Origin of the sequence: Chimaeribacter coloradensis, from assembly GCF_002858715.1 — a bacterium.
Taxonomy (GTDB): Bacteria; Pseudomonadota; Gammaproteobacteria; order Enterobacterales; family Enterobacteriaceae; genus Chimaeribacter; species Chimaeribacter coloradensis.
Genome location: NZ_PJZH01000025.1, coordinates 14,107 through 27,781, shown reverse-complemented (window position 1 = coordinate 27,781; position 13,675 = coordinate 14,107). Strand labels below are relative to the sequence as shown.

Annotated in this window: 9 protein-coding genes; 5 read left to right on the top strand and 4 right to left on the bottom strand. The window is 61.9% G+C overall.

Annotated elements, in window-relative coordinates; translation table 11 throughout:
• Nucleotides 1–140: 140 nt before the first annotated feature.
• Nucleotides 141–2,339 (bottom strand): primosomal protein N', encoded by a 2,199-nt coding sequence (gene priA, locus CYR32_RS17390; RefSeq protein ID WP_101826419.1) that lies wholly within the window; start codon nt 2,337–2,339, stop codon nt 141–143.
• A 207-nt stretch (nt 2,340–2,546) separates the two neighbouring features.
• Here priA and rpmE point away from each other — a divergent pair, with 207 nt between their 5' ends.
• On the top strand, nt 2,547–2,762 hold the full coding sequence (rpmE, locus tag CYR32_RS17385; RefSeq protein WP_072931606.1) for a 50S ribosomal protein L31: 216 nt from the start codon (nt 2,547–2,549) through the stop codon (nt 2,760–2,762).
• A gap of 88 nt (nt 2,763–2,850) precedes the next feature.
• Here rpmE and metJ read toward each other — a convergent pair whose 3' ends face one another.
• Nucleotides 2,851–3,168 carry a met regulon transcriptional regulator MetJ gene (metJ, locus tag CYR32_RS17380; protein ID WP_101826418.1) on the bottom strand — a complete coding sequence of 106 codons (318 nt, stop codon included), beginning with the start codon at nt 3,166–3,168 and terminating at the stop codon, nt 2,851–2,853.
• A 347-nt stretch (nt 3,169–3,515) separates the two neighbouring features.
• Here metJ and metB point away from each other — a divergent pair, with 347 nt between their 5' ends.
• The 3 genes from metB (at nt 3,516) to metF (ending at nt 8,272) form a co-directional block, all read left to right on the top strand.
• Nucleotides 3,516–4,676 carry a cystathionine gamma-synthase gene (metB, locus tag CYR32_RS17375; RefSeq protein ID WP_101826417.1) on the top strand — a complete coding sequence of 387 codons (1,161 nt, stop codon included), beginning with the start codon at nt 3,516–3,518 and terminating at the stop codon, nt 4,674–4,676.
• Nucleotides 4,677–4,678: 2 nt separating this feature from the next.
• A complete protein-coding gene (locus CYR32_RS17370; RefSeq protein WP_101826416.1) occupies nt 4,679–7,114 on the top strand; it encodes a bifunctional aspartate kinase/homoserine dehydrogenase II in 2,436 nt (811 codons plus the stop codon).
• A gap of 249 nt (nt 7,115–7,363) precedes the next feature.
• Entirely contained in the window at nt 7,364–8,272 is a 909-nt protein-coding gene (metF, locus tag CYR32_RS17365) for a methylenetetrahydrofolate reductase (RefSeq protein WP_101826415.1), read from the top strand.
• Nucleotides 8,273–8,383: 111 nt separating this feature from the next.
• Here the strand turns inward: metF and ppc are convergent, their stop codons facing one another.
• Complete coding sequence (ppc, locus tag CYR32_RS17360; RefSeq protein WP_101826414.1) at nt 8,384–11,020, bottom strand: phosphoenolpyruvate carboxylase; 2,637 nt, start codon at nt 11,018–11,020, stop codon at nt 8,384–8,386.
• Between the two features lie 239 nt (nt 11,021–11,259).
• Nucleotides 11,260–12,411 (bottom strand): acetylornithine deacetylase, encoded by a 1,152-nt coding sequence (argE, locus tag CYR32_RS17355; RefSeq protein ID WP_101826413.1) that lies wholly within the window; start codon nt 12,409–12,411, stop codon nt 11,260–11,262.
• A 213-nt stretch (nt 12,412–12,624) separates the two neighbouring features.
• Between argE and argC the strand changes: the two genes are divergently transcribed.
• On the top strand, nt 12,625–13,629 hold the full coding sequence (argC, locus tag CYR32_RS17350) for an N-acetyl-gamma-glutamyl-phosphate reductase (RefSeq protein WP_101826412.1): 1,005 nt from the start codon (nt 12,625–12,627) through the stop codon (nt 13,627–13,629).
• The last annotated feature ends 46 nt before the right edge of the window (nt 13,630–13,675 follow it).

Here is a 13,675-nt window from a genome sequence, read left to right as displayed (position 1 = left end):
AAACAGTTTGTGGTTAGGATTTGTTACCTAATTTGCATGAAAAGTGTGAGCAGTGAAGAGTTTTTCGATGTGTTACGCCACTTCCCTGCTGTGCGGTGCACTCTCCTTGCCCGCGCACGGCGTTTTTCAGGCCGTTGGCCTCAGCCGTCGATCGGGTCTACGTCCACCGTCCACTTGATCTTGCGTGACAGCGGCAGGGCAGCAATCAGCGGCTGGGAGTCCGCCATCAGGCGCTGGAGCAGACGGCGCGTGGGGTGCTGCAACAGTAATTGCCAGCGGAAACGGCCGCCGCGTTTGGGTTGCAGCGCCGGCACCGGGCCGAGTATCCAGAGCGACTCCTCGCGCAGCGGGCTGGCCTCAAACAGGGTGCGCAGCTGCTGGAGGAACTGGGCCGCGAGCTGGTTATCCTGATCTTCGGCGCGGATCAGAATATGGCTGGTGAAAGGCGGCAGGAACACACTTTTGCGCTCCGCCAGCGTCTGGCGGGCGAAGGCGTCGTACCCTTCGCGCAGCAAAATCTGCAACAGCGGGTGCTCCGGGTGGTGCGTCTGCAAAATTACTTCGCCCTGCTTGCCCGCGCGCCCGGCCCGGCCGGAAACCTGGGTGTAGAGCTGGGCAAAACGCTCTGCCGAGTGAAAATCGCCGGAGAAGAGCGCGCCGTCCACATCCAGCAGCGACACTAGCGTGACGTCCGGGAAGTGGTGGCCTTTCGCCAGCATCTGTGTGCCGATCAGGATGCGCGCGCCGCCGCGGTGGACATCGGCCAGGTGCTGCTCCAGCGACCCTTTGCGGCTGGTGGTGTCGCGGTCGATGCGGGTGATGGGCGTCTCCGGGAACAGCGGGGCCAGTTCGTGTTCCAGCTGTTCGGTGCCGACGCCCACCGGCATCAGCTGCGTGGAGCCGCACTGCGGGCACTGGTAGGGCACGCGCCGCTGGCTGTCGCAGTGGTGGCAGCGCAACTGGCGCAGGTGCTGGTGCAGGGTGTAGTAGTGGTCGCAGCGCTGGCATTCGGCAATCCAGCCGCACTCGTGGCAAAGCAGGGCCGGGGCGTAACCGCGCCGGTTGAGGAACAGCATCACCTGGTTGCCGGCCGCCAGGTGTTCACGCATTCTTTTTAACAGCGGCTGGGAGAGGCCCGCTTTCAGCGGTAGCCCTTTTAAATCCAGCAGGTGCTGGGCGGCCGGGCGGGCGTTACCGGCGCGCCGCGCCAGGGTGAGCTGGCGGTATTTGCCGGTCTGCACATTATGCAGCGTCTCCAGCGCTGGGGTCGCTGAGCCCATGACGATCGGCACATCTTCCGCATGGGCGCGGTAAACCGCCAGATCGCGCGCGTGGTAGCGCCAGCCCTCCTGCTGTTTATAGGAGCTGTCGTGCTCCTCATCGATAATGATCACGCCGAGCCGCGCAAAGGGGGTAAACAGCGAGGAGCGGGTGCCGATGACGATCGCCGCCTCGCCGTTGCGCGCCCGCAGCCACACGGTAAGCCGCTCGCTGTCATTCAGCCCGGAGTGCAGCACCTCCACCGGCGCGTTGAAACGCTCGCGGAAGCGGGCGATGGTCTGCGGCGTCAGCCCGATCTCCGGCACCATCACCAGCGCCTGTTTACCGGCGGCGAGAATATTCTCCAGCACGCTGAGGTAGACTTCGGTTTTGCCGGAACCGGTGACGCCCGCCAGCAGCCAGGGGGCGAAGTGGTCATCCTCACTGCGGATCGCGCCGACGGCGGTGGCCTGCTCGGTGTTGAGCCGCAGCCGTTCGCCCAGCACCTCAAAGCCCGGCCGCCAGTCCGTTACCTCTGCTGCCTGCGCGCGCAGGTCAGCCAGCCCTTTGGCACGCAGCGCCTGGAGCGCCGGTTCGGTCAGCTCAAGGCCCGCCACCGCGTCGCGCCAGACCGGCCCCTGCAACAGCGCCGACAGCGCCTGCTGCTGTTTGCGCGCCCGTTTCAGGCTCTCCGGCGGCGTTACCCGCCCCTGCTCCGTGGCGAACCACTGCCAGCGCGGCGGCAGCTCTGCCGCCTTTCCCTGGCGCAGCAGCACCGGCAGCGCGTGGAACAGCACCTCGCCCAGCGGGAAGTGGTAGTAGCCGGCGGCCCAGTGCAGCATTTTCCAGAGCAGCGGGCTGAACAGGCTCTGGCTGTCGAGCACCTCCGCCACCGGCTTGAGCTGGTCATGCGGCAGGTCGCTCTGTTCACTGACGCCCGCCACCACACCCACCACCTGACGCTTGCCGAACGGCACGCTGACGCGCGCACCGGGCACCACCGGCGGCAGGCCGTCGGGCAGCAGATAGTCAAAAGTTCGGTTAAGGGGCACGGGCAGGGCGGTGTGAACGACAGGCATCAGGGGTCCGGGCTGTTAAAAAATGTCGGAATAGTGTACACTGTGTGCCTCAAAATGTGTGGATGCGTTTGCATCGGCCAGTGGGTTTCTGTATGATTCGCCGCCTTTGATACATTTTGATGTTATCAAAACCTAACTTTATCCACTACGCGTGGTGTCTGGCAAAACAGGGCTGGATAGCGACGCGGCCTTAACTGAGGTTTTCCCATGAAACAAGGTATCCACCCAAAATACGATTTCGTTACCATCACCTGCACTTGCGGTAACGTGATCAAAACCCGTTCCACTATGGGTCACGACCTGAACCTGGACGTGTGCAGCGCATGCCACCCGTTCTACACTGGTAAGCAACGTGACGTGGCTACCGGTGGTCGTGTTGACCGCTTCAACAAGCGTTTCAGCGTACCGGGCGCTAAGAAGTAATTACTGCCCGCACGACGAAAAAGGCGCCTTTGGGCGCCTTTTTGCATTTCTGGTCTGCTGCACGGCGGGCCACCGCCCACCGCCCTGCTTAATATTCCCAGGTATCGGGATCCACACCCAGTTCACGCATCATTACTTTCGCTTCTTCCGGGATCTCATCACTGCGCTCTTTGCGCAGGTCAGCATCATTCGGCAGCGGCTGGCCGGTAAAGGCATGAAGGAACGCCTCACACAACAGCTCGCTGTTGGTGGCGTGGCGCAGGTTGTTCACCTGGCGGCGCGTCCGTTCATCCGTCAGAATTTTAAGCACTTTCAGCGGAATGGATACCGTGATTTTTTTGACCTGCTCGCTTTTTTTACCGTGTTCAGCGTATGGGCTGACATATTCGCCGTTCCACTCAGCCATGGGACACCTTAAATTTGTCGGAAAAATATAAAATTCTAAAAACCGGCTGATTATGCCCGATCTTCACTGTTCTCACTAAACCAATCTTGATAAAAATCTCCGATACCGGAGCGATGTCACTGACATACTTTTGCAACCGGCCGACAGTATTCCCTTCACCCGCGCAACGGGTATGCAACCTGCCTGACATGTTACTCACATTTGAAAACGCTATAATTTTAGCGGTTATTGCCCGCCTGCTCAATCTATACGCAAAGAAGTTTAGATGTCCAGATGTATTGACGTCTATTATCGATGCGATTAATCTTTAGGCCCTAACCCCCAGCATCCCGTCAGGGAGAGACCACATGACGCATAAGCAAGCAACCATCGCCGTACGCAGCGGCCTGAATGATGATGAGCAGTACGGCTGCGTTGTTCCCCCCATCCACCTGTCCAGCACCTATAACTTCACCGATTTCAACGAACCGCGCGCCCATGACTATTCGCGCCGCGGCAACCCGTCACGTGATGTGGTGCAACGCGCCCTGGCAGAGCTGGAGGGCGGGGCCGGGGCGGTGATGACCAGCAGCGGCATGTCAGCGATTCACCTGGTCTGTACCGTGTTCCTGAAACCCGGCGATCTGCTGGTGGCCCCGCACGACTGTTACGGCGGCAGCTACCGCCTGTTCGACAGCATGAGCAAACGCGGCGCGTACCGCGTGCGCTTTGTCGACCAGGGGGATGCCGCGGCGCTGGCGCAGGCGCTGGAAGAGAAGCCGAAGCTGGTGCTGATTGAAACCCCAAGCAACCCGCTGCTGCGGGTGGTGGACATCGCCGCCATCTGCGAGGCGTCGCGGGCGGCCGGGGCGGTGACGGTGGTAGACAACACCTTCCTCAGCCCGGCGCTGCAGCAGCCGCTGGCGCTGGGGGCCGATCTGGTGGTGCACTCCTGTACCAAATACCTGAACGGCCACTCTGACGTGGTGGCCGGCACGGTGATCGCCAAAGACCCGGCGCTGGCGACGGAGCTGGCCTGGTGGGCCAATAACATCGGCGTGACCGGCGCGGCCTTTGACAGCTACCTGCTGCTGCGCGGCCTGCGCACCCTGTCGCCGCGCATCAAACAACAGCAGAGCAACGCGCTGGCGATTGTTGACTATTTAGCCCGGCAGCCGCTGGTAAAAACGCTGTATCATCCCTCCCTGCCGGAGAATGCCGGCCATGAGATCGCCTGCCGCCAGCAAACCGGTTTTGGCGCGATGCTGAGCTTCGAGCTGGATGGTGATGAGCCAACCCTGCGCCGCTTCCTGAAAGCGCTGAAGCTCTTCACGCTGGCGGAGTCGCTGGGCGGGGTAGAGAGCCTGATTTCCCATACCGCCACCATGACCCACGCGGGCATGGCACCCGAAGCGCGTAAAGCTGCCGGTATTTCCGACAGCCTGTTACGGGTCTCTGTGGGGCTGGAAGACAGCGAAGATTTGATTGCCGATCTGGAACAGGCGTTCCAGGCGGCGGCAACGAGGTAAGCATGAATGCAATTGCGGTAGCAGCGCCGGCGGGGAGCCGGCAGTTGCATAAATTCGGTGGCAGCAGTCTGGCCGATGTGAAGTGTTATCTGCGCGTCGCCGGGATCATGGCGGAGTACGGCAAGCCGGGGGACATGATGGTGGTGTCGGCGGCGGGCAGCACCACCAACCAGCTGATCAGCTGGCTGAAGCTGAGCCAGAGCGACCGGCTGTCGGCGCATCAGGTGCAGCAGACGCTGCGCCGTTACCAGAGCGACCTGATCGCCGGGCTGTTGCCGCCGGAGCTGGCCGAACCGCTGATTACCCAATTCGTACACGATCTGGAACGCCTGGCGGTGCTGCTCGACGCCCCGCTCACCGACGCGGTTTACGCCGAAGTGGTGGGCCACGGCGAGATCTGGTCTGCGCGCCTGATGGCCGCCGTACTGAACAAACTCGATTACCAGGCCGCCTGGCTCGACGCGCGCGATTTCCTGCGTGCCGAGCGCGCTGCCCAGCCGCAGGTGGACGAAGGCCGCTCTTACCCGCTGCTGCAGCAACTGCTGGCACAGCACCCGCACAAATACCTGGTGGTCACCGGCTTTATCTGCCGCAACGACGCCGGGGAAACGGTGCTGCTCGGCCGTAACGGCAGTGACTACTCCGCCACCCAGATCGGCGCGCTGGCCGGTGTCAGCCGCGTCACCATCTGGAGCGACGTGGCCGGGGTCTACAGCGCTGACCCGCGCAAAGTCAAAGATGCCTGCCTGCTGCCGCTGCTGCGGCTGGATGAGGCCAGCGAGCTGGCCCGCCTGGCCGCGCCGGTGCTGCACGCCCGCACATTGCAGCCGGTCTCCGGCAGCGACATCGACCTGCAGTTGCGTTGCAGCTACCAGCCGGAACAGGGCTCCACGCGCATTGAGCGGGTGCTGGCTTCCGGCACCGGGGCGAAAATCGTCACCAGCCACGACGACATCTGCCTGATTGAATTCACCATTCCGCCGCAGCACGATTTCGTGCTGGCACAGAAAGAGGTGGACCGCGTGCTCAAGCGCGCGCAGATCCGCCCGCTGGCCACCGGCGTTCACCCTGACCGCAACCTGCTGCAACTCTGCTATACCGCCGAAGTTGCCGACAGTGCCCTGCGGGCGCTGGAAGATGCCGGGCTGCCCGGCCAGCTTCACCTGCGGGAGAAGCTGGCGCTGGTGGCACTGGTCGGGGCCGGGGTGTGCAAAAACCCGCTGCACAGCCACCGCTTCTACCAGGAGCTGAAGGATCAGCCGGTTGAGTTCATCTGGCAGGCGGAAGACGGCATCAGCCTGGTGGCGGTGCTGCGCGTCGGCCCCACGGAGCACCTGATCCAGGGCCTGCACCAGACGCTGTTCCGCGCTGAAAAACGCATCGGCCTGATGCTGTTCGGCAAAGGGAACATCGGCTCGCGCTGGCTGGAGCTGTTCGCCCGCGAGCAGAAAAACCTCTCTGCGCGCAGCGGGTTTGAATTTGTGCTGGCCGGGGTGGTGGACAGCCGCCGCAGCCTGCTGAGCTATGACGGGCTGGACGCCAGCCGGGCGCTGGCCTTCTTTGAGGACGAAGCGCGCGAGCAGGATGAGGAGTCTTTGTTCCTCTGGATGCGCGCCCACCCGTTTGACGATCTGGTGGTGCTGGACGTGACCGCCAGTGAAAACCTGGCTGAGCAGTATCTGGATTTCGCCAGCTACGGCTTCCATGTGATCAGCGCCAACAAGCTGGCCGGGGCCTCCGCCGGTGACAACTACCGCCAGATCCGTGACGCCTTCGCCAAAACCGGCAGCCACTGGCTCTATAACGCCACTGTCGGCGCAGGCCTGCCGGTTAACCACACGGTGCGTGACCTGCGGGACAGCGGTGACACCATTCTGGCGATCAGCGGCATCTTCTCCGGCACGCTCTCCTGGCTGTTCCTGCAATTTGACGGCACGGTGCCGTTCACTGAGCTGGTGGATCAGGCGTGGCAACAGGGGCTGACCGAGCCTGACCCGCGCGTGGATCTGGCGGGCCAGGATGTGATGCGCAAGCTGGTGATCCTGGCGCGTGAGGCGGGCTACGACATCGAGCCGAATCAGGTGCGGGTGGAGTCGCTGGTGCCGGCCCACTGCGCGCAGGGCAGTGTGGATCAGTTCTTCGAAGATGGGGAAGCGCTGAACGAGCAGATGGTGCAGCGCCTGGAAGCCGCCAATGAGATGGGGCTGGTGCTGCGCTATGTGGCGCGTTTCGACGCCAACGGCAAGGCACGCGTTGGGGTAGAAGCGGTGCGCCCGGAGCACCCGCTGGCCGCGCTGCTGCCGTGTGATAACGTCTTCGCGATTGAGAGCCGCTGGTACCGCGATAACCCGCTGGTGATCCGCGGGCCGGGTGCCGGCCGCGACGTGACCGCCGGGGCGATCCAGTCTGATTTAAACCGCCTCGCCCGCCTTCTCTAAGCCTTTCAATGCCTTCTGCCGCCCCGGCAGAAGGCGTCTCTTACCCGCCCCTTTTTCCTGCTTGAATTTTCCTCTGAGTGCGTGAAGATTACTCACCGTAGGCAAATAATTTTCTGTTGACTCTTTAACCAATCTCCGTCATTTTCTATCTAAACGTTTAGACGTCTAGACGCTTAACAAACTAAGCAAATGGGATGTGCCCATAAAAACGTCTTCATAAAAACAATGCTGTGACTGATGAGGTAGGGTATGAGTTTTTTCCACGCAAACCAGCGGGATGCGCTGAACCAGAGTCTGGCCGAACTGCATGGCCAGTTTCATGTCTCCTTTGAGTTCTTTCCGCCGCGCACCAGCGAAATGGAAAATACCCTCTGGAGCTCGATTGACCGCCTCAGCAGCCTGAAACCGAAATTTGTCTCGGTGACGTACGGTGCCAACTCCGGCGAGCGTGACCGCACCCACAGCATCATTAAAGGCATCAAAGAGCGCACCGGGCTGGAAGCCGCGCCGCACCTGACCTGCATCGACGCCACGCGGGACGAACTGCGCCGGATCGCCCAGGATTACTGGCACAGCGGCATCCGCCATATTGTCGCCCTGCGCGGTGACCTGCCGCCCAACAGCGGCAAACCGGAGATGTACGCCACCGATCTGGTCGCGCTGCTGAAAGAGGTGGGTGACTTCGATATTTCCGTCGCGGCCTATCCGGAAGTGCACCCGGAGGCCAAAAGCGCGCAGGCTGACCTGATCAACCTGAAGCGCAAAGTCGATGCCGGGGCCAGCCGTGCCATCACCCAGTTCTTCTTTGATGTGGAGAGCTACCTGCGCTTCCGCGACCGCTGCGTCAGCGCCGGGATTGATGTGGAAATCGTGCCGGGCATTTTGCCGGTCTCTAACTTCAGACAGTTGCAGCGCTTCGCCGCCCTGACCAACGTGCGGGTGCCGCAGTGGATGACCAGCATGTTCGAAGGGCTGGATGATGACGCCGAAACGCGCAAACTGGTCGGGGCAAATATCGCGATGGATATGGTGAAGATCCTGAGCCGTGAAGGGGTGAAGGATTTCCACTTCTATACCCTGAACCGCGCGGAGATGAGCTACGCCATCTGCCATACGCTGGGCATCCGCCCTGGCGTGGTGGCCCCGGCCCACGCCTGATCCCTTTTCCTGTCAGGCCGCTGAAGCGGCCTTTTTTATGCCTTTCCCGCGCTAAAACGATCGCCATAAAAAAGGGCACCCGCGGGTGCCCTTGTGCGTTGGTTTTGCCGGTTAACCGGTGTTGCGCATCCCGGCGGCGACGCCGGCGATGGTGACCATCAGCGCCTGTTCTACCTGCGGGTCTGCCTCGGTTTGCTGGCGTGAGCGGTGCAGCAACTCGGCCTGCAACACGTTCAGCGGGTCGGTGTAGACGTTACGCAGGGCGATGGACTCCGCGATCCACGGCAGGTCGGCCATCAGGTGATCGTCATTGGCAATCCGCAGCACCACGTTGATGTCGCTGGCGAGCTGATCGCGCAGCTGTTTGCCCAGCGGCCACAGCGTTTTGTCCACCAGCCGCTGGTCGTAATACTCGGCCAGCCAGAGATCCGCCTTGGCGTAGACCATCTCCAGCATCCCGATGCGGGTAGAGAAGAACGGCCAGTCACGGCACATGGTCTCCAGCTCGTCCTGGTTCCCTTCCTCCACCGCTTTTTGCAGCGCAGCACCGGCACCCAGCCAGGCCGGCAGCATCAGGCGGTTCTGTGTCCAGGCGAAGATCCACGGGATGGCACGCAGGGACTCCACACCGCCATTGGGGCGGCGTTTGGCCGGGCGGGAGCCCAGCGGCAGCTTGCCCAGCTCCAGCTCCGGCGTCGCCGCGCGGAAGTAGGGCACGAAGTCCGGGTTTTCGCGCACGTAGCCACGGTACATGGTGCAGGAGACGTCCGAGAGCAGGTCCATGATGCGGCGCCACTCCGGTTTCGGTTCCGGCGGCGGCAGCAGGTTCGCCTCAAGGATTGCGCCGGTGTAGAGCGCCAGGCTGCTGATGGTGACTTCCGGCAGGCCGAACTTGAAGCGGATCATCTCGCCCTGTTCGGTGACGCGCAGGCCGCCTTTCAGGCTGCCCGGCGGCTGGGAGAGCAGCGCTGCATGGGCCGGTGCGCCGCCGCGGCCGATGGAGCCGCCGCGCCCGTGGAACAGCGTCAGCGCCACGCCGGACTTCTCGCAGGTTTTGATCAGCGCGTCCTGCGCGCGGTACTGCGCCCAGGAGGCGGCCATCACGCCCGCATCTTTCGCGGAGTCGGAATAGCCGATCATCACCATCTGCTTGCCCTGGATATAGCCGCGATACCAGTCGATGTTCAGCAGCTGGGTCATCACTGAGTCGGCGTTGTTGAGGTCATCCAGCGTTTCAAACAGCGGGGCGACCGGCATCGGGAACGGGCAGCCCGCCTCTTTCAGCAGCAGATGCACCGCCAGCACGTCAGACGGCGTGCGCGCCATTGAGATCACATAGGCGGCGATGGAGCCTTCCGGCGCTTCTGCGGCCACTTTGCAGGTGTCGAGCACCTCGCGGGTTTCGTCGCTCGGTTCCCAGCTGCGCGGTACCAGCGGGCGCTTGGAGTTAAGTTCGCGGATCAGGAACGCCTGCTTGTCAGACTCTGACCAGCTTTCGTAGTCGCCCAGCCCCAGATAGCGGGTGATCTCGGCGATCGCTTCGGTGTGGCGGCTGCTCTCCTGGCGGAGATCGATGCGCACCAGCGGCACGCCGAAACAGCGGATGCGGCGCAGCGTATCGAGCAGTTGGCCATTGGCGATGATGCCCATGCCGCACGCCTGTAAGGATTCATAGCAGGCGTAGAGCGGCTCCCAGAGCTGGTCATTCTGCACCAGCAGGTCGTCCGGGCGCACGGCGTGCTCGCCTTTCAGCTTCGCTTCCAGCCAGGCCTGGGTTTTGGTCAGCTGGCTGCGCACACCCTTGATGATTTCACGGTATGGCTCCAGCACCTCGTCGCCCCCGGCGCGGGCGCGCAGTTCCGGCGTACATTCGGACATCGACAGCTCGGAGACCAGCACCGCGATGTCGCGCAGGAACAGGTCAGTGGCTTTCCAGCGGCTCAGCAGCAGGGCGCGGCGGGTGATCTCGGCGGTGACGTTCGGGTTGCCGTCACGGTCGCCGCCCATCCAGGAGGTAAAGCGGATCGGCGTGGCGTCCACCGGCAGGCGGTAATCGATGGCGTTTTCCAGCTGCTCATTCAGCTCACGCAGGAAAGCGGGCACCCCTTCCCACAGGCTGTTTTCCACCACGGCAAAGCCCCATTTGGCTTCATCAATCGGTGACGGGCGGTGTTTACGGATCTCGTCCGTGTGCCAGGACTGGGCGATCAATTGGCGCAGGCGGCGCATGATTTTATTGCGTTCGTAGTCGGCGAGGTCGTTATGGTCGAGCTGGCTGAGGCAGGTATTCACCTCCACCATTTTATGAATCAGGGTGCGGCGGGTGATTTCCGTCGGGTGGGCGGTCAGTACCAGTTCAATCGAGAGATTATCCACCGAGTCCCGCAGCTGGACGTCCGTCACCTTGTTCTCTTTCAGGCGGGCGATCAGGTGCGCCAGCGCTTCCGGGTTGCTGGCCGCTTCGCCGTTCGGCGAGATGCTGTGGTACTGCTCGGCGGTGTTGGTCAGGTTGAGAAACTGGCTGAACGCCCGGGCAACCGGCAGTAGCTCCTCATTTGACAGGTTTTGCAGTGTGGAAAGCAGTTGCTGGCGATCCGCCTCATTTCCGGCGCGGGAGGATTTCGATAATTTACGGATAGTTTCCACACGATCCAAAATGTGCTCACCCAGTGTCTCTTTGATGGTCTCACCGAGCAGCTTGCCGAGCATACTGACATTACTACGCATTGCAGAATATTGTTCGTTCATAGACCCTGACCTGTTTCTCTTGTGATTTTATGTTTTGTAAATAACTTTCACCCGAAAGGCATGGTTGCCCTGTTAATGCATCGTCTTCCCGGCCTCACGGCCCGTCACTCTATATGTACCGCAAAAACGGTGATTTTCTTACTGCTAAAACGCCGTAACCGCTGAAATTTAATTACAGGGCGTGGTGTATCAGCCCCGCTAATTGCGGGCGCGCATGGTCTTCCGCGCCCGGTCAGACGTCAGGCGTGGCAGAAGTGGTGCACTACCTGGGTAATCAGCGCCCGCGTCGGCTGGATAAAGGCGGTATCGAGGTATTCGTCCGGCTGGTGCGCCTGCTCAATAGAGCCGGGGCCGAGCACCAGCGTCGGGCAGAGCTGCTGAATAAACGGCGCTTCCGTACAGTAGTTCACAATCTCGGTTTTGGTGCCGAGCAGCTTCTCCACCACCTGCACCAGGCGGTGATCCGCCGGGCATTCATAGCCGGGCACCGGCGGGTGCAGCTCCGTCACGGTCACGCGCCCCGGCCAGCGTTTGCTGACCGGCTCCAGCGCCAGGTTCAGCATCTCATTCAGGTCAGAGAGCGTCAGCCCCGGCAGCGGGCGGATGTCCATATGCAGCTCACAGCAGGCGCAGATGCGGTTGGAGGCATCGCCGCCGTGGATAGCGCCAAAGTTCATGGTCGGGTAGGGGATGACGAAGCCGTCATGGTGGAAACGCTCTTTCAGCGAGTTGCGCAGCCCCATCAACTGGGTGATCGACTCGTGCATCAGCTCAATCGCATTCACGCCGCGTGACGGATCGCTGGAGTGGCCCGACTGCCCCTCGATGCGGATGGCGTTCGACATATGCCCTTTGTGCGCCCGCACCGGCTTCAGCGAGGTCGGTTCGCCGATGATGGCGCAGTCCGGCCGCAGGGTGGTGGAGCGGGCAAAATAGCTGGCCCCGGCCATCGACGTCTCTTCATCCGCCGTCGCCAGAATATAGAGCGGCTTATTCAGTTTTGTGGCATCGATGTCACGCAGCGCATCGAGGATAAAAGCGAAGAACCCTTTCATGTCTGCGGTGCCCAGCCCATAGAGGCGGTTCTCATGCTCCGTCAGCGTAAACGGGTCGCGCGTCCAGCGGCCGTCATCAAAGGGGACGGTGTCCGTATGCCCGGCCAGCAACAGGCCGCCGCTGCCGCTGCCGATACTGGCCAACATATTGAATTTATTGCGGGTATCCGGCACCGGCTGGATCTCAACCTCGAAGCCGAGATCGCGGAACCAGCCGGCGAGCAGAGTGATTAATCCTTCATTACTCTGGTCGAGCGCGCTGTCGGTGGCACTGATGGAAGGCGTGGCGATCAGCGCCCGGTATAGCTCAATAAAAGGAGGTAATTTCATCTTCACTGTTGACAGCCCTTAGTTAGGATAGTATCAATATTCATGCATTTATTTTGAATAAAAATACAGTAAGGCAGAGCAGAAGGAAACCGGTAACGGCCCTGGTTGAAAAACGAACTGCTCAGCCCGGTGGGTGAACGGCGATGCACGCTGATAAGCCCGGTACCTGTCACGCCTGACGTGCGCGTCAGTCATCCACTAAGAAGGTGAGCGGAACCCATGTTGAACACGCTGATCGTTGGCGCCAGCGGCTATGCCGGTGCAGAACTTGCGACCTACCTGAATCGTCACCCGCATATGAACATAACCGGTTTGATGGTTTCAGCGCAAAGTGCAGATGCAGGAAAGCGGCTCGCCGAGCTGCATCCCCAGCTGAAAGGGATTATCGATCTGCCGGTGCTGCCGCTGGACAACGTGGCAGAGGCCGCCAAAGGCGTTGATGTGGTGTTCCTCGCAACGGCCCATGCCGTCAGCCACGATCTGGCCCCGCAGTTTCTGGCAGCCGGTTGCGTGGTGTTTGACCTCTCCGGCGCGTTCCGGGTGCGTGACGCCGCCTTCTACACCGATTTCTACGGCTTTGAGCACCAGCACCCGGAATGGCTGGAAAAAGCGGTCTACGGGCTGGCCGAATGGCAGGCCGGCGCCCTGGCCGACGCGCAACTGATCGCCGTGCCGGGCTGCTACCCGACGGCGGCCCAGCTGGCGCTGAAGCCGCTGCTCGACAATAACCTGCTGAACACTGCCCAGTGGCCGGTGATCAACGCCACCAGCGGCGTCAGCGGGGCGGGGCGCAAGGCCAGCCTGAAAAGCAGCGTCTGCGAAGTCAGCCTGCAGCCTTACGGCATCTTTAACCATCGCCACCACCCTGAGATTGTCGCCCACCTGGGGACGCCGGTGATCTTCACCCCGCACCTGGCGAACTTCCCGCGCGGCATTCTGGAGACCATCACCTGCCGCCTGAACGCGGGCGTGACGGCGCAGGACGTGGCGGAAGCGTTCCACAACGCCTACCACGACAAGCCGCTGGTGCGCCTCTACAAAGAGGGGGTGCCGGCGCTGAAGGATGTGGTTGGCCTGCCGTTCTGCGACATCGGGTTTGCCGTGCAGGGCGAGCACCTGATTGTGGTCGCCACCGAGGACAACCTGCTGAAAGGGGCGTCCGCGCAGGCGGTGCAGTGCATGAACCTGCGCTTCGGGTTCCCGGAAACCCAGTCGCTGCTGTAATTCGCCGGCGCGGCCGGAGGGCGGCGCCTGTTAACATTTGAGTCAA

Bases quoted from the DNA above. Each gene is read 5' to 3' on its own strand.
- priA (WP_101826419.1), bottom strand. From the start codon at position 2,339: ATGCCTGTCGTTCACACCGCCCTGCCCGTGCCCCTTAACCGAACTTTT.
- metF (WP_101826415.1), top strand. From the start codon at position 7,364: ATGAGTTTTTTCCACGCAAACCAGCGGGATGCGCTGAACCAGAGTCTG.
- argC (WP_101826412.1), top strand. From the start codon at position 12,625: ATGTTGAACACGCTGATCGTTGGCGCCAGCGGCTATGCCGGTGCAGAA.
- rpmE (WP_072931606.1), top strand. From the start codon at position 2,547: ATGAAACAAGGTATCCACCCAAAATACGATTTCGTTACCATCACCTGC.
- metB (WP_101826417.1), top strand. From the start codon at position 3,516: ATGACGCATAAGCAAGCAACCATCGCCGTACGCAGCGGCCTGAATGAT.
- ppc (WP_101826414.1), bottom strand. From the start codon at position 11,020: ATGAACGAACAATATTCTGCAATGCGTAGTAATGTCAGTATGCTCGGC.
- CYR32_RS17370 (WP_101826416.1), top strand. From the start codon at position 4,679: ATGAATGCAATTGCGGTAGCAGCGCCGGCGGGGAGCCGGCAGTTGCAT.
- metJ (WP_101826418.1), bottom strand. From the start codon at position 3,168: ATGGCTGAGTGGAACGGCGAATATGTCAGCCCATACGCTGAACACGGT.